This is a genomic window from Pseudomonas sp. HT11, assembly GCF_044875395.1.
Taxonomy (GTDB): Bacteria; Pseudomonadota; Gammaproteobacteria; order Pseudomonadales; family Pseudomonadaceae; genus Aquipseudomonas.
In genome coordinates this window covers 809629-825299 of sequence record NZ_CP173217.1, presented here as the reverse complement: position 1 = coordinate 825299, position 15671 = coordinate 809629, and the positions used below count along the sequence as shown (strand labels likewise).

The 15671-nt window shown below is 61.1% G+C and carries 11 protein-coding genes and 2 pseudogenes; 5 read left to right on the top strand and 8 right to left on the bottom strand.

What is annotated here, in order from left to right; all coding sequences use genetic code 11:
• Nucleotides 1-74: 74 nt before the first annotated feature.
• Nucleotides 75-959, top strand: coding sequence for a LysR family transcriptional regulator (locus tag ABWL43_RS03555; protein WP_404486748.1), 885 nt, complete (start codon nucleotides 75-77; stop codon nucleotides 957-959).
• Nucleotides 960-962: 3 nt separating this feature from the next.
• Here the strand turns inward: ABWL43_RS03555 and ABWL43_RS03550 are convergent, their stop codons facing one another.
• From ABWL43_RS03550 to ABWL43_RS03535, 4 genes and pseudogenes are all read right to left on the bottom strand, one after another.
• Nucleotides 963-1538: a flavin reductase family protein gene (locus tag ABWL43_RS03550; RefSeq protein ID WP_145165507.1), complete on the bottom strand. Its 576-nt coding sequence runs from the start codon at nucleotides 1536-1538 to the stop codon at nucleotides 963-965.
• Nucleotides 1539-1598: 60 nt separating this feature from the next.
• A pseudogene (locus ABWL43_RS03545) lies at nucleotides 1599-2030 on the bottom strand (methyl-accepting chemotaxis protein); the annotation flags it as partial.
• A gap of 108 nt (nucleotides 2031-2138) precedes the next feature.
• A pseudogene (locus tag ABWL43_RS03540) lies at nucleotides 2139-2825 on the bottom strand (PAS domain-containing protein); the annotation flags it as partial.
• 194 nt (nucleotides 2826-3019) lie between these two features.
• Complete coding sequence (locus ABWL43_RS03535; protein WP_145165503.1) at nucleotides 3020-3352, bottom strand: DUF2790 domain-containing protein; 333 nt, start codon at nucleotides 3350-3352, stop codon at nucleotides 3020-3022.
• A gap of 225 nt (nucleotides 3353-3577) precedes the next feature.
• Here ABWL43_RS03535 and ABWL43_RS03530 point away from each other — a divergent pair, with 225 nt between their 5' ends.
• The 3 genes from ABWL43_RS03530 to ABWL43_RS03520 all read left to right on the top strand — a co-directional run bounded on the left by ABWL43_RS03530 (nucleotide 3578) and on the right by ABWL43_RS03520 (nucleotide 7310).
• Nucleotides 3578-4897, top strand: coding sequence for an OprD family porin (locus tag ABWL43_RS03530; protein ID WP_404486745.1), 1320 nt, complete (start codon nucleotides 3578-3580; stop codon nucleotides 4895-4897).
• 356 nt (nucleotides 4898-5253) lie between these two features.
• Nucleotides 5254-5928: a response regulator transcription factor PcoR gene (locus tag ABWL43_RS03525; protein WP_119736387.1), complete on the top strand. Its 675-nt coding sequence runs from the start codon at nucleotides 5254-5256 to the stop codon at nucleotides 5926-5928.
• Complete coding sequence (locus ABWL43_RS03520) at nucleotides 5925-7310, top strand: heavy metal sensor histidine kinase (protein ID WP_404486743.1); 1386 nt, start codon at nucleotides 5925-5927, stop codon at nucleotides 7308-7310. The genes ABWL43_RS03525 and ABWL43_RS03520 overlap by 4 nt, the downstream gene beginning before the upstream one ends.
• 253 nt (nucleotides 7311-7563) lie before the next feature.
• Here the strand turns inward: ABWL43_RS03520 and ABWL43_RS03515 are convergent, their stop codons facing one another.
• From ABWL43_RS03515 to ABWL43_RS03500, 4 genes are all read right to left on the bottom strand, one after another.
• A complete protein-coding gene (locus ABWL43_RS03515) occupies nucleotides 7564-10698 on the bottom strand; it encodes a CusA/CzcA family heavy metal efflux RND transporter (protein WP_404486741.1) in 3135 nt (1044 codons plus the stop codon).
• Nucleotides 10699-10716: 18 nt separating this feature from the next.
• Nucleotides 10717-11826, bottom strand: coding sequence for an efflux RND transporter periplasmic adaptor subunit (locus ABWL43_RS03510; protein ID WP_404486739.1), 1110 nt, complete (start codon nucleotides 11824-11826; stop codon nucleotides 10717-10719).
• A gap of 18 nt (nucleotides 11827-11844) precedes the next feature.
• Nucleotides 11845-13065, bottom strand: coding sequence for a TolC family protein (locus ABWL43_RS03505; RefSeq protein ID WP_404486737.1), 1221 nt, complete (start codon nucleotides 13063-13065; stop codon nucleotides 11845-11847).
• Nucleotides 13066-13175: 110 nt separating this feature from the next.
• Nucleotides 13176-14081, bottom strand: a complete 906-nt coding sequence (locus ABWL43_RS03500; RefSeq protein ID WP_106578516.1) for a cation diffusion facilitator family transporter — start codon at nucleotides 14079-14081, stop codon at nucleotides 13176-13178.
• Nucleotides 14082-14297: 216 nt separating this feature from the next.
• Here ABWL43_RS03500 and ABWL43_RS03495 point away from each other — a divergent pair, with 216 nt between their 5' ends.
• Nucleotides 14298-15668 (top strand): gluconate:H+ symporter, encoded by a 1371-nt coding sequence (locus tag ABWL43_RS03495; protein ID WP_106578515.1) that lies wholly within the window; start codon nucleotides 14298-14300, stop codon nucleotides 15666-15668.
• Nucleotides 15669-15671 lie beyond the last annotated feature (3 nt).

The following is a 15671-nucleotide window of genomic DNA, read 5'->3' as shown; positions in this document are numbered from 1 at the left end:
TAAGAGGTGCCAGTTTCTTTCATGTCTGACAGATGACAAATAGCGCTATCACTCTTTCAGTAATGACTTTAATCATGGATCTGAACGCCGTTCGACTTTTGGTCCGCGTGGCCGAAACGCGCAGTTTTACCCGCGCGGCCGGGGAATTGGGGCTGACGCAGTCCGGGCTGTCCCGCGCAATCTCGCGCCTGGAAAGCCAGCTGGGCGTGCGCCTGCTGCAACGCAACACGCGCAGCGTGAGCCTCACGCCCGATGGCCAGATGCTGTACGAGCGCAGCGCGCCGTTACTGGCAGAACTGGCTGAAACCGAAAAGCTGATGCTCGACCGGCGCAGCAGCCCCTCCGGCCTGTTGAAAATCAGCACACCGTCGTTGTTCGGTCGCAAGGTGGTGATGCCGGTGATCGGCGAACTGACATTGCGCTATCCCCAATTGCGCATCGAAGCGGTGATGACTGACCGCCTGGTGGATATCGTCGACGAAGGTTTTGACGCATTGCTGCGCACGGGCGAAATCCAGGATCAACGCCTGATCGCCCGTGCCCTGCCGCCGTTGCGCTGGGTCACGGTGGCTTCGCCCGCTTATCTGGCGCGTTGGGGCACGCCGCAAACGGTGGACGAACTCAAGGACCACAGCTGCCTCACTGTGCGTAACTTGCGCAGCGGGCGCATGGTCGATTGGCAATTCATGAAGGAGGGCAAAGTGCAGGACGTGAGCGTCGAAGGGCGGCTTATTTTCGACATTGGCGATGCGCTGGTAGACGGCGCGGTGGGTGGTTTCGGCATCGCCCAGGTGATGGATTTTGCGGTGCGCGACGACGTGGCCGCCGGGCGCCTGGTGCCGTTGCTGGAAGACGTGGCCGGGCGCAGTCGCGCGATCTCACTGGTCTATCCGCCGTCCCGGCAGTATTCGCCCAAGCTGATGGCGTTTGCCGAAGCACTGGCAAACGCCCGCTGGTAAGGCCTACAGCTGGCGCCCGACCACCGGCTCGCCGATGCTCAGGAAATTCCCGCCCGCGATATGGTGCAAGGTGCGCAATTCGTCATGGCCTTCGAAGTGCCAGTGCCCGTCGCTGAACACGCGCGCGTCGGCATAGGCCGCGACGACTTCGCCGAGGAATAAATCGTAGGTCTGTTGGTTGTGAGGCTCGGGCAGCAGGCGGCATTCCAGCCACGCTACGCAACCGTCCAGCAGCGGCGCTTCGGTATGTTCACCGTTGAATGTCTGCAAGCCATAGGTGGCGAATTTGTCGGTGTCTGCGCCCGTGGTGTTGCCGACCGTCTGCACCAGATCGGCCTGGGCCACACAAGGCACCTGCAGCACAAAGGTGCCGGCGGCTTCCAGCAGTTGGCGGGTCCAGGTGGCCTTGTCGAGCACCACGGCGACCTTCGGCGGTTCGAAATCAAGCGGCATGGCCCAGGCAGCGGCCATGATATTGCGCTTGCCAGCGTGGGCCGCGCTCACCAATACGGTCGGCCCGTGATTGAGCAAACGGTAGGCCTTGGACAAAGGTACGGGGCGACGGTGAGTTGGGCTCATGGAGGAACGGCTCTTCAAGCAAGAAAAAACCTACGATACCTCAAGCACAAGCCCTACGGGTCAGCTCGACAGCTGATTGGCAAACTGCCCGACCGCGCTCACCACCTTTTGTGCACCGTCCTGGATTTCCACAATCACCGTGCCCGCCTCGGCCGCCAGGGCCAAGCCTTGCTCGGCCTGCAAACGGCCCTCGTTCATCACGGACACCGCATCGCGGGCCATGTCCTGGTTCTGACGCACCACGCCGACAATTTCATCGGTGGCCTTGCTGGTACGCGAGGCCAATTGCCGCACTTCATCAGCCACCACCGCAAAGCCACGGCCCTGCTCGCCGGCCCGCGCCGCTTCGATCGCTGCGTTGAGCGCCAGCAAGTTGGTTTGCTCGGCGATGCCGCTGATGGTCTTGACGATGGTGCCGATCACTTGGGACTGGGCGTTCAGCGCCTCGATGCCATCACCGGCCTGCTGCATGTGCCTGGCCAGATCACGCATGACATCCACCGCCTGCGTCACGACAGTGGTGCCGCGCTGGGCACTGTGGTCGGTTTGCAGCGAGGTGCTGTAGGCAATGTTCGCGGCCTCCGCCACGGCCTGCTCCTGGTTAACCTGGTCGGTGATCACCGTGGCGAATTTGACCACTTTGTAGAGGCGGTCATTGGCGTCCAGCACCGGGTTGTAGGTCGCCTCCAGCCACACCACACGGCCATGGCTGTCGACACGTTTGAAGCGCGCCGCAACAAACTCGCCGGCGTTCAAACGTTTCCAGAAATCCTGGTACTCGGCGCTGTTGTATTCCTCCGGCTCGCAGAACATACGGTGATGTTTGCCCTGGATCTGCGCCAGGCTGTAGCCCATGCCACCGAGGAACCGGTCGTTCGCGGTCAGCACATGGCCGCCGAGGTCGAACTCGATCACCGCAGTGGAACGCACCAGCGCGGTGATCAGGTTCTCATGCTCGCGTGACCCCTCGATGGTGTGGGTGAGGTCGCTGGAGTAAATCGAAAAATGCTTGATGCGCCCGTCAGAACTGCGCACGGGCTGCAGGATCGAGCGCAACCAGGCCTCTTTGCCGTTGCCACGCATCAGGCGCACGGTGCCGGCGAAGTGTTCGCCGCGCACCAGGGCATTGTGAAAACGCTGCTGGAATTCGTCCTGGCGCAGGTGCGCAGGCACCAGCTCTTCCATGGGCCGCCCCACGACGTTGGAGGCCTGGTACGACAGCTCTTGCAGGAAGTTGGCATTCGCCCACTCCACCCGGCCTTTGGCGTCCAGCGTCAGGCACAGCATTTCGCTTTCCAGGCTCTCCTTGACCTGTTGCAAGCTGCACAACTCTTCGCGAAGAGCCGACAGCTCCTGCTTCAAACGGGTGTTGAACATGGGGCACCGATGGTCATTTGGGGAGATGGATCTGACCTGCATCGGCGCTGACGAGGTTTTCTGAAGCGCTTTTTTGTGGCGTGCCCAACTGTTTTTTGGATCCATTAACTGCCGTTGTTTCGGCAAACACCCATCACCTTGTATTCCACCGTATTGAGCTTGCCGCTGGAGTCTTCATAGGTCATGCGTGAAGGCACGGCATTGCACGAACTGATCGGCGGCGTAACGTTGACGACCTTGGCAATATCCAGCGCCATGCCATAGCGATACGCCTGTACCTGGGGTGCTGGCTGGCCGTTTTTTTCCGCGTAAGCCGCCATGGCTTTTTGATTACGCTCCATCATCAACGCAAACGTGCGGTCGCCTCCGCCTTCGGCCATCGCCCCCAGTGACAGGACTGCAGCTAATACACCCAAGCCAATTTTATAAAATGTCATTACAGGTTCCTCGGTTGATAAGTTCAGTCACGAGACTAATCAACCAACCCTGTCGCCATGTTCACCAAAAGATTACTTATCTGTTAGATCGCCTTGAGCTTCCAGAATTGTAATGTTCGCGCCACCTGACCGTTATCAACTGTTTGCAACTATCAGCCCGGGCCAGATCAATAAAAACGCCCCTACCTATAAGAAGCTGAAACTGCCAACACCCAGGAGCGAAACATGAATATTGCTTACTACACCCTTCCCTTTTCATTGATTGCCGCACTGCCTCTGGCAGCCGTGGCGGTGGAAGACACGCCCGAAGGTTTTATCCAAGGCAGCAGCGTAACCGTGCTGGCGCGCAACTTTTACTTCAATCGCGATGACCGCAAGGGCCAGTCCAGCCCGACCGGCAATGGGTATTCCGAAGCCTGGGCGCAGGGTTTGATCGGCAAATTCGAATCCGGTTTTACTCAAGGCACCGTAGGCTTTGGCCTGGATGCGTTTGCCATGTACGGCCTGAAACTCGACTCGGGCACCGGTCGCAGCGGCGGCAAGGGTTCGTTCGGCGTGCTGCCGGTGGACAGCGACAATCACCCCGAAGGCAGCTACAGCAAAGTCGGTGGCGCGGCGAAATTGCGCGTGCTGGACACGGTTATCAAGGCCGGCGATGTGTTCCCGCTCACGCCGGTGGTGGCCTACGGCGATTCGCGGTTGTTGCCGGAAAGCTTTCGCGGCGTCACCGCGCAGAACACCAGCCTTGAGGGCTTGAGCCTGCAAGGCGGACGCCTGAGCGGCATGAGCCAGCCAAGCGAAAGCGGGATGAACAAGGGCTTTGCGACCTTTTACGCGGGCAAGGTCGACTCACCCTGGATCGGCTATTTCGGCGCAGAGTACGCCGTCAACAAACACCTGAACGTGAGCCTCTACAGCAGCCGCCTGAAGGACGCCTGGGACCAGTACTACGTCGGCAGTGCCGCCAGTTACCCACTGACCGACGACGTGTCGTTATTCGGCGATTTCAACTATTACAAGGCCGTGGACGAAGGCAAAAAGCTGCTGGGCAAATTCGACAACAACATCTGGAGTGCCAGGCTCGGGGTAAAGGTCGGGGCCCACAGCGTGGCCCTCTCGCACCAGCGCAACAACGGCGATGACGACTTCGATTACTTGCGCCAATCGGACTCGATTTTCCTCAATAACTCGATCCAGTACAGCGACTTCAATTCGCCCAAGGAGCGTTCGTGGATGGCCCGTTACGACCTCGACATGCAGGCGTTCGGTATACCTGGCCTGTCGTTCATGACCCGTTATGCCAAAGGCACCGGCGCCGATTACAGCCATGCCAACGCGGTGTACATGCGCCGCGATGCAACCGGCAACCCGCTGACCGATCAATGCCGTTGGGAGCGGGATGTCGAGGCCAAGTACGTGGTGCAAAGTGGCAGCCTGAAGGATTTGTCATTGCGCTTGCGCCAGGCCACCGTGCGCTCCAGTGCGTTTGAGTCGGACCTGGAAGAAGTTCGCCTGATTGCGGAATACCCATTGGTCGCACTTTGAACAATCGCCCAGTTGAGTGCTTACATTCGTTCGCGCTTGACTAACATCTGTTCACAAATTGCTATCTATCAAAACTGTAACATTGGCCCCAGCTTCCCGTTAAGTTGAACTTCCTATACTCGCTTCAACTTGTCAGCAACGAGCAACATTCGTCTCTGAAGCTTTTTTTAGCTCCTTTGGAAAGAGATGATTTTTTAACGCCCCTCTGGGGCGTTTTTTTTGGGCGCAGGCTTGGTCGCGACCCATTGCCACAGTTGACCCTGAAGCTGCTTCACACTTCAGAATTTTCCTACTCACAACACACCTGATTCCATAGGGAAATGGAACCCTTCTCTTTCAGTAAAAGGTAAATCCCCATGCGTATCCTTGTGGTTGAGGACGAGCAAAAAACCGCTGACTACCTGCAGCAAGGCCTGAATGAAAGTGGCTACGTCGTGGACTGCGCGTCCAATGGCATTGATGGCCTGCACCTGGCTGAGCAGCACGCCTATGAGTTGGTGATTCTTGACGTCAACCTGCCGGGCAAGGATGGCTGGGAAGTGCTGGAGCAATTGCGTCGCAACGGCACCCAGCGCGTGATGATGCTGACCGCCCGCGGCCGGCTGGCCGACAAGATCAAGGGCCTGGACATGGGCGCCGATGATTACCTGGTCAAACCCTTCGAGTTTCCCGAATTGCTGGCGCGGGTACGCACCCTGCTGCGGCGCAGCGAGCACATCCCACAGCCGGAAGTGTTCAGCGTGTCGGACCTGGAACTGGACCCTCGCCGCCATCGCGCGTACCGCGGCACACGGCGCATTGACTTGACCACCAAGGAGTTCGCACTGCTGCAGGTGCTGATGCGCCAGACCGGTGAAGTACTGACCCGCACGCAGATCATTTCGCTGGTGTGGGACATGAATTTCGACTGTGACACCAACGTCGTGGAAGTTTCCATCAGCCGCCTGCGGGCCAAAGTGGACGATCAGAGCGAGGTCAAGCTGATCCACACCATTCGCGGCGTGGGTTACGTGCTGGAAGCACGGCCATGAAAACCGGCAGCCTGTCGATGCGTCTGGGGTTGACGGTCAGCCTCATGGGCGCCGGCCTGGTGCTGTTGCTGGCGACGTTGGCGTACCTGGCCCTGACCCACGAACTGGAAAAACTGGCGCGCAAAGGCCTGGAAAGCAAGATGGAACAGATCCAGCACAGCCTGTCTCAAGGCCTCGACGCCCACGCCATCCGGGCACGTCCGCATTCGCTGATGGACCTGGTGATCGGCCATGACAATTTTTACCTCACTATCGTCGGCACCGCGCCCGATGAAACGGTGCTGCTGAGCATCGGTGCCAAGCCTCAGGAGCCACTGCTGACAAACTTCACACCGCGAGAAACACTCGGCTACCTCAATTGGGCCGACAGCAATGGCAACCAGGTGCTCAGCGCTTCCAGCCTGATGCGCCTGGCCAGCGGCGAACGCGTACGCGTGCTGTTGTCGCTGGACCGCAGGGACGATCAGGCACTGCTCAGTGCCTACCTGCGCGCCACCGTGATCGCCTTGCCCATGTTGTTGATACTGATCGGCATGGGGGCCTGGTGGCTGGTGCAACGGGGGCTTGCTCCGTTGAAGCAGTTCAGCCATGTGGCGGCCAAAGTCACCACCCAGGACCTGACCCATCGCTTGTCCGTCGACAACCTGCCCAAGGAGCTGGGCGAGTTGGCGCAAGGCTTCAATGTGATGCTCAACCGCCTGGACGCCGGGGTGCAGCAACTCTCGCAATTCTCTGACGACCTTGCTCACGAATTGCGTGCACCGCTGACCAACCTGATGGGCAAAGCCCAGCTCACGTTGTCGCGCCAACGCCCACCGGACGAATACAAAGCAGTGCTGGAATCCAACACCGAAGAGCTGGAGCGCCTGGCACGCATCGTTTCCGACATGTTGTTTCTGGCCCAGGTCAGCCACCCGGCAGCGCGAGCTTCGTTTACCGCGGTATCGCTGGCGGACGAAGCTCATCGGGTCATGGATTTATTCGCCCTGAGTGCCGAAGACAAACAACTGACCCTGACCCTCAGTGGCGAGGCCCAGGTGCAGGGCGATCGCCTGATGATTCAACGCGCCCTCTCCAACCTGCTGTCCAATGCAATCCGCCATAGCCCAGCGGGCGCGCATATTTCGTTGCGGGTGGAGGCTTACGGCAACAGCGTGTCGTTGTCTGTCAGCAACCCAGGCCCGGGGATTGAAGTGCACCACCTGCCGCATCTGTTCGAACGGTTCTACCGTGTCGACAGCAGCCGCGCGCGCACCGAGGGCGGCACCGGCCTGGGACTGGCCATCGTGCGGTCGATCATGACCCTGCACCAGGGGCAAACCGACGTGCGCAGTTCGCCCGGCGCTTTCACCGTGTTTCGCCTGGTGTTTCCTCAGGTGTAAGCCCCTTGAGGGTGAGCCTGCTTGTTGTGCCAAGCGCACTTGTTGTGGCAGCGGCGTTGTTGTGGCAGCGGGCCTGTTGTGGCGAGCGGGCTTGCCCCGCGTTGGGCTGCGCAGCAGCCCCCATCAAGGCCACCTCGGTATCCCTGATATACCGTGGCGAAAGATTTGGGGCGGCTTCGCCACCCAACGCGGGGCAAGCCCGCTCGCCACAACAGGCCCGCTCGCCACAGTAAGCGGGCTCACCCCACCCGCGTCATTCCTCCTTGCGGTGCGCCCACTGATACAACGCCGGCAGCACCAGCAAGGTCAGCAACGTAGAGGAAATAATCCCGCCGATCACCACCGTCGCCAACGGGCGCTGTACTTCGGCGCCGGTGCCGGTGGCCAAGGCCATGGGGATAAACCCCAGCGACGCCACCAGCGCGGTCATCAACACCGGGCGTAAACGTGTGAGCGCCCCTTCGTGGATCGCCACCGACAGTGAACGCCCTTCCTCGCGCAGGTTGCGGATGAAGGCAATCATCACCAGCCCGTTAAGCACTGCCACACCGGACAACGCAATAAACCCCACCCCCGCCGAGATCGACAACGGAATATCGCGCAGCCACAGCGCCATGATTCCACCGGTCAACGCGAACGGAATCCCGGTAAACACCAGCAAGCCATCCTTGAGGTTGTTGAACATCATGAACAACAGCCCGAACACCAGCAGCAACGCCACCGGCACCACGATACGCAAGCGCTCGGAGGCCTCCTTGAGCTGTTCGAACTGGCCGCCCCAGGTGGTCCAGTAACCCGCCGGGACCTTCACCTGAGTGCTGATGGCAGACTCGGCCTGTTCGACGAACGAACCGATATCACGCCCGCGCACGTTGGCGCTGACAATCACCAGGCGCTTGCCGTTCTCGCGGCTGATCTGGTTCGGGCCCAGTACCAGGTCCAGGCTGGCGACCTGGGACAAGGCAATAAAACCCAACTGGCCCGAGGCGTTACTGGCCAGCGCCGGCACCGGGATCAACAGCCGCGACAAGCCCTCGATATCGGTGCGCAGCGCATCGGATAAACGCACGACCATGTCGAAGCGGCGGTCACCTTCGTACAGCGTGCCGGCCTGGCGTCCACCCACGGCGACAGCGATGGTGTCCTGCACGTCGCCCACGTTCAGGCCAAACCGCGCGGCCTTGTCGCGATCAATATTGATGGTCAGTACCGGCAAGCCAGAGGTCTGCTCCACCTTCACTTCCGAGGCGCCATCAAGCGTTTGCAAGGTCTCGGCGATCTCTGCGGCGGTCTTGTTGAGCACTGCCATGTCGTCGCCAAATACCTTCACCGCCACGTCACTGCGCACCCCGGAAATCAACTCGTTGAAGCGCAGCTGGATCGGCTGCGACAGTTCATACGCACTGCCCGGCACAATCGCACTGGCGCGCTGGATATCTTCGATCAACGCCTCGCGGGATTTCGCTGGATCAGGCCACTGGTCCTTGGGCTTGAGCATCACATAGCTGTCGGAAATATTCGGTGGCATCGGGTCGGAAGCGATTTCCGCGGTACCGGTGCGCGCAAAGACTCGCTCGATTTCCGGCACCTGGGCCATCAAGGTTTTCTCCAGCTGCTGCTGCATCTGCACCGATTGCGTCAGGCTGGTACCAGGCACACGCAGAGCCTGTTGAGCGAAGTCGCCCTCACTGAGGCTGGGGATAAATTCGCTGCCCATGCGGCTGGCCACCACGCCCGAAGCGACGATGGTCAGCACCGCCAGGCCGAACACCAGCGGGCGGCGCGTCATGACCCAATCCAGCACCGGCGCATAGGCCCGACGCGCCGTGCGCATCACCAGGTTTTCCTCTTCCTTGACCTTGCCGGTGACAAACAGCGCAATCGCGGCCGGCACAAAGGTCACCGACAAAATCATCGCGCCAAGCAAAGCGATGACCACGGTGAACGCCATGGGGTGGAACATCTTCCCGGCCACTCCGGTGAGGGCGAAGATCGGCAGGTACACCACCATGATGATCAGTTGCCCGAAGATCAGTGCGCGCCGCGCTTGCTTGGCCGCAGCGAACACCTCATGCAGGCGCTCGCTGCGGGTGAGCAAGCGGCCATGGCGCTGCTGCGCATGAGCCAGCCGGCGAATGGCGTTTTCGACGATCACCACCGCGCCGTCGACAATAATCCCGAAGTCCAGCGCGCCAAGGCTCATCAGGTTGGCACTGACTTTGTTGGTAAACATGCCGGTAAAGGTGAACAGCATCGCCAGCGGAATCACCATCGCGGTGATCAACGCCGCGCGGATATTACCCAGGAACAGAAACAGCACCGCGACCACCAGCAGCGCGCCTTCGAAGAGGTTTTTCTTCACGGTGGCGATGGCTTTTTCGACCAGGTTGGTGCGGTCATAAACGGTAACGGCGATCACGCCCTGAGGCAGCGAACGGTTGATCTCTTCGAGTTTTTTCGCCACCGCCTGGGACACGGTGCGGCTGTTTTCACCGATCAGCATGAACACCGTGCCCAGCACCACTTCACGGCCATTTTCGGTGGCGGCGCCGGTGCGCAGCTCACGGCCGATGTCGACTTGCGCCACATTGCGCACGCGGATGGGCGTGCCGTCCGACGTGGTGATCACGATGTTGGCAATGTCATCGATCGACGCCACTTGCCCCGGTGCGCGAATCAACAGCTGCTCGCCGCTGCGCTCGATGTAACCGGCGCCAACGTTGGCGTTGTTGCGCTCAAGCGCGGTGACCAAATCGGTCAGCGTCAGGTTGTAGGCCGCCAAGCGTTTTGGGTCCGGGGCGATCTGGTATTCCTTGGCAAAGCCGCCGATGGTGTTGATCTCGGCCACGCCCGGCACGTTGCGCAGCTGTGGCTTGATGATCCAGTCCTGGATCACGCGCAGGTCGGTCGGCGAGTAAGGCGTGCCGTCTTCCTTGAGCGCGCCGTCTTCGGCTTCGACGGTCCACAGGAAAATTTCCCCGAGGCCAGTGGAAATCGGCCCCATCGCGGTTTCGATGCCAGTGGGCAATTGCTCGCGGGCCACCTGCAGGCGCTCATTGACCAATTGGCGGGCGAAGAACAGGTCAGTGCCGTCTTTGAAGATCACCGTGACCTGGGACAGGCCGGAGCGCGACAACGAACGCGTCTGCTGCAAACCCGGCAGGCCGGCCATGGCGGTTTCGATGGGAAAGGTAATGCGCTGCTCGGTTTCCAACGGTGAAAAGCCGGCCGCCGCCGAGTTGATCTGTACCTGCACATTGGTGATGTCGGGCACCGCGTCGATGGGCAACTTCTGATAACTGGCGATGCCGACACCGGCCATCAACAGCACCGCCAGCAACACGATGATGCGCTGCTCGATGGCGAATTGGATAAGGCGCTCAAACATGGGGAATCACTCGCAGGATCAATGGGCGTGCTCGGCCGAGCCTTTACCCAGTTCGGACTTGAGGATGAAGCTGCCTTCGGTCGCCACTTGCGCGCCGGCTTCAAGGCCCTGGCGCACTTCGACGTAGCCGTTTTCACTCACGCCCAGTTCGAGGTGGCGGGTGATGAAACCGTCCGCCGTGCGCACGAATACCGAGGGTTTGTCCTCGACGGTCTGGATGGCGGTTTGCGGCACGGTGACCTTGGCCTGGTAGGTGTCGGTGGCCAGTTGCACAGTCACAAACAACCCTGGGCGCCAGGCATCGTCGGGGTTGGGCACGGTCACGCGCACGGTAGCGGTGCGCGTCTGCTCGCCGAGCAGGTTGCCGACATAGGCCACCGTGCCTTGAACTTCAGTGCCCATTTCCGAGGAGCTGACCTTCACCGGTTTACCGACGCGCACCTTGTTCAGGTCCTTGGGAAACACGCCGAAGGTGACCCACACCTGGGACAAATCCGAGAGCGTGAAGGCGTTGCTGGTTTCGCCGACCACTTCGCCCACGCCCAGGTGTTTTTCCACCACCACACCGGCGAATGGCGCGCGCAGCTCGTAGCGATTACCGCCGGCCAGTACGGCGCTGCCGCTGAGTGCCGTCATCTTCTGACGCGCGTTGGTCAGCGCGATTTCCGCTTCCTGCAAGGTCTGGCGCGCCAGCAGGTAGTCCTGCTCGGCGGAGATTTCGTCCTTCCACAGCTGGCGCTCGCGCTCAAAGGTGGTGCGCGCCAGCTCGACGCGTCGCTCGCTGGCGGCCAACTCGCTGCGCTGGTCGGAAATCTGCTGGCTGGCGATCACGGCCAACAACTCGCCCTTTTTCACCGACTGGCCAAGGTTGACCTTCACCGCCTCCACCACTCCGCCCGCACGCGGCACGATGTGTGAGGTCCGGTCCTCGTCGAAACGCACTTCTCCCGGCAGCGTCAGCAGCGTGCTGATCGCGCGCGGTTGGGCTTGGGCGAGCTGAATACCGGCCGCCTGGATCTGCTGCTCGGTGAGTTCGAGTTTGCCTTCTTCTTCCTCTTCGGCCCGTGCAAAACCAGACAGCATCAGGCCCAGGGCGACGGCGAGCGCCACACCGTGTTTATGCTTCATAAAAGACTCCAGAAAAAATCAAAACCGGGCGAGGTCGCCGTAAATCCGTTCGATGCGCACCCAGGCGTCGGTCGCCTGAGCGGCCGCCACCAGGTATTGGGTGCGGGCTGCGATCAAGGTGCGCTGAGCGTCGAGCACGTCGAGGAAGTTGAACTTGCCCATCTCGAAGCCACGGGTGGCGCTGTCCACCGCGCTCTGGGCGGCGGGCAGGATGTGTTGGTTGAACGCGCGCACTTCGGTGTCGGCGGTTTGCCACAGGTCCAGGGCCTGGCGGGTTTCGGTGCGCAGGCGCAGTTCGACCGCGTTGCGCAAATCGCGGGCCTGATCGGCACGGCGGCTGGCGGCGAGCACATTGCCCTGGTTGCGGTTGAACAGCGGGATCGGCATCGACACGCCCACCAGGTTCACGCGTTCACGCACGCTGGCGTCGTACTGGCTGCCGATGGACACATCGAGGTCGGGAATCCGCTGGGCCTTTTCCAGGCCCACGCTGGCTTCGCTTTGAATAATGTGCAGGTCGGCCAGGCGCAGTTCGGTGGTTTGCTCAAGCCGCGCCAGCAATTGCGCGGCGGCCGGCAAGGGCGGCGCGGATTGGCTTTGCGCGGCCACGTCCAGAAAGTCAGGCGTGGCGCTGCCGGTGCTGGCGGCAAGGCGCCGATAGGCATCGCTGAGGCCGATTTGCGCGCGGTTCAATTCCAGGCGGATCTGCGACACCTGCACCTGCGCGCGCGTGGTTTCCACTGGCGATGACTTGCCGGCGGTGACGCGACCTTTGGCGACCACCAGGCCACGCTCGGCCAGGGCCATTGAACGTTGCGCCAAGTCGAGGCGCTGCTGGGCACGCAAAGCACTGTAGTAACTGTCGATTACGTCGGCGCGCAGGCCATTGCGACGCTGCTCCAGCGTCAGCGCGGCGGCGTCCTGGGCGCGCGTCGCGACGTCAATGCGTGCGCCACGTTTGCCGCCCAGTTCCAGGGTCTGGCTGAGTTTGAGGGTGGTAGTGCGCGTGTTGCGGCGAGTGTCTTCGGCATCCCAGGACGCCACCGGGTTGGGGATCAAGCCGGCCTGCTGGCGACCGCCCTGGGCAATGTCGATGTCCCACTGCGCAGCGGCCAGGTCAGGGTTGTTGGCGAAGGCGGCTTGCAGGGCTGCATCCAGAGTGAGGGTCTGCGCCTGGGCAGCGCCTGCGGCCACCCACAACGCTGCTGCCCCCAAAAATGTTCTAACGGAAAGTGCCATAACGAAAGTTCCACGCCCATGAAGTCGCTGAGATTTCCCAGCGGGGGGCAATGTAGCTTTCGGTACTTATCAGGGCCGTGGGCGCAACATTACAAATCCGTTAGCCGGGCTCAGGCATGCACCTCGTCATGTTCGTCGTGCACAAACCCCTCGCCTTCCACCTGAATCGTGGCGTGGGAAATATCGAATTGTTCGTGCAGCAATTCCGTCACCTGGCTAAGGATTTTTTGTTCCGTGTTCAGCGCAGCATCCGCCACCAAGTGCGTGCTCAGCACATTTTTGCCACTGGTCAGGGCCCAGATATGCAGGTCGTGCACGTCCTTGACCCCTGGAACACCACGAATGGCCTGCTCGACCTGATCGATATCGATGCCGTCCGGCACGCCTTGCAGCAGCACGTTCATGCTTTCCTTGAGCAGGGTCCAGGTGCGCGGCAACACCCAGAAACCAATCGCCGCCGCCACCACCGAATCGACCCAGCCCCACCCGGTGAACATGATCACCACCGCCGCGATCATCACGCCGATGGAACCGAGCATGTCGCTCCACACCTCCAGATAAGCGCCCTTCACATTCAGGCTTTCACCGCTGGCGGCACTGAGCAGTTTCATCGAGATCAGGTTGACGATCAGCCCCAAAAACGCAATCACCAGCATGCCGGTGGACTGGATCTCAGCCGGTGCCTGCAGCCGTTGATAGGCCTCATACAGAATGTAAAACGCCACGCCAAACAACAGCAGCGCATTGAACGCCGCCGCGAGGATCTCGAAACGCGCGTAGCCAAAAGTGCGTTTGCGGTCGGCCGCGCGCTTGGCGACCTGGATGGCCACCAGAGAAATCGCCAGTGCCAGGGCGTCGGTCATCATGTGCGCGGCGTCGGACAACAGCGCCAGGCTGCCGGTAATAAACGCGCCGATCACCTCAGCAATCATGAAGCTGCTGGTCAGCCCCAGGGCGATCCATAGAAGACGCTCGTGACCGGCGCGTACCTGACCGTGGTTATGTCCTGCGCTCATGAAAATTCCTCAATAGGTGGGGTTCGTTGATCATAGAGCTATAGGCCAGATCCCCGCGCAGGGGTTGCAAATTTGTCATCCGCGGGACAGCTCGCCGTTATATCGCGCGCACCAAAATCGCCCATGGACGCGCTGCAACAGTTCTATCAGGTATGCTTTTCGAGCAGGAAACAAAAAGAAACAAATTAGCCAACCTGTTCGATAAGGAGTCCCGTTTTGGAGTTATCGACTGCCGCGTGGATGGTTCACGACACCCGTCTCATGTTCTGCGTTCTGCTGGCCATCGCCAGCATCATTGTGCTGATCAGCGCGACCAAGCTGCCGCCATTTTTATCGATTCTGATCGGTACGTTTATCGCCGGCGTCGGCGCGGGGCTGCCGCCGGAAGAAGTCGCCAAGGCCTTCAGCAAAGGCGCCGGGGCGATCCTCGGTGAGGCCGGGATCATCATTGCTCTGGGCTCGATGCTCGGTGCGTTAATGGCCGAATCCGGCGCCGCCGACCGTATCGCCACCACCTTGCTCGGGCTGGGCAAAGGCAAGTCGTTGCCTTGGGTGATGGCACTGGTGGCGATGGTGATCGGCCTGCCGCTGTTCTTTGAAGTCGGGCTGGTGATGATGGTGCCGATCATCTTCGTAATGGCCAAACGTTCGAATCAGCCGCTGCTGAAAATCGCCATTCCGGCGCTGGCGGGCATGACTACCCTGCACGCGCTGATGCCACCGCACCCGGGGCCGCTGATTGCGGTGAGCGCATTGCACGCCGACTTGGGCCTGACCATGTTGCTGGGCTTCTGCCTGGCGGTGCCAGCGGTGATTCTCGCGGGGCCGCTGTATGGCAACTGGCTGTCCAAGCGCATGCAGGTGGATGAACCGGCCGACATCGGCGCGCTGTTCAGCGCACCGCCCAAGGCACCGCGCCAGCCGAGTTTCGGGGTGTCGTTGCTGATCATTTTGTTGCCGGTGATTTTGATGCTCGGCAGTACCCTGGCCAAAGTCGCGATGGCGCCGGAAAACCCGCTGGCACTGACCTTGAAGTTCCTCGGTGAACCGCTGATTGCCCTCGGCCTGGCTGTCATCGCCGCCGTGATCTGCCTGGGCTGGGCCGCCGGCATGCCACGCGCCGAGGTCGGCAACACGCTGCGCAAAGCCCTCGCGCCCATCGCCGTGTTGCTGTTGACCATCGGCGCCGGCGGCGGCCTCAAGCAAACATTGCTGGACGCCGGCGTCAGCCAGACCATCAGTAAAGTCGCCGAAGGCGCGCACATGCCGTATCTGCTGCTGGCCTGGTTGATTGCCGTGGCCCTGCGCCAGGCCACCGGTTCGGCGACCGTCGCCACGACAACCACGGCGGGCATTCTCGCGCCGATGATGGCGGGTTTGGCGGCGACGCAGAGTTCACTGGTGGCGCTGGCGATTGGCGCCGGCTCGGTGTTCTTCTGCCACGTCAACGACGCCGGGTTCTGGATGGTGCGCGAGTACTTTGGCTTGCAATTGAAGCAGACGATCTGGGTGTGGTCGGTGCTGCAAACCATCGTTTCCGTGGTCGGCCTGGTCGGTACGCTGTTGCTCTGGCACTTTCTGACCTGAGCC

Coding starts and splice junctions, on each gene's coding strand:
- ABWL43_RS03555 (WP_404486748.1), top strand. CDS start 75: ATGGATCTGAACGCCGTTCGACTTTTGGTCCGCGTGGCCGAAACGCGC.
- ABWL43_RS03550 (WP_145165507.1), bottom strand. CDS start 1,538: ATGAGCCCAACTCACCGTCGCCCCGTACCTTTGTCCAAGGCCTACCGT.
- ABWL43_RS03535 (WP_145165503.1), bottom strand. CDS start 3,352: ATGACATTTTATAAAATTGGCTTGGGTGTATTAGCTGCAGTCCTGTCA.
- ABWL43_RS03530 (WP_404486745.1), top strand. CDS start 3,578: ATGAATATTGCTTACTACACCCTTCCCTTTTCATTGATTGCCGCACTG.
- ABWL43_RS03525 (WP_119736387.1), top strand. CDS start 5,254: ATGCGTATCCTTGTGGTTGAGGACGAGCAAAAAACCGCTGACTACCTG.
- ABWL43_RS03520 (WP_404486743.1), top strand. CDS start 5,925: ATGAAAACCGGCAGCCTGTCGATGCGTCTGGGGTTGACGGTCAGCCTC.
- ABWL43_RS03515 (WP_404486741.1), bottom strand. CDS start 10,698: ATGTTTGAGCGCCTTATCCAATTCGCCATCGAGCAGCGCATCATCGTG.
- ABWL43_RS03510 (WP_404486739.1), bottom strand. CDS start 11,826: ATGAAGCATAAACACGGTGTGGCGCTCGCCGTCGCCCTGGGCCTGATG.
- ABWL43_RS03505 (WP_404486737.1), bottom strand. CDS start 13,065: ATGGCACTTTCCGTTAGAACATTTTTGGGGGCAGCAGCGTTGTGGGTG.
- ABWL43_RS03500 (WP_106578516.1), bottom strand. CDS start 14,081: ATGAGCGCAGGACATAACCACGGTCAGGTACGCGCCGGTCACGAGCGT.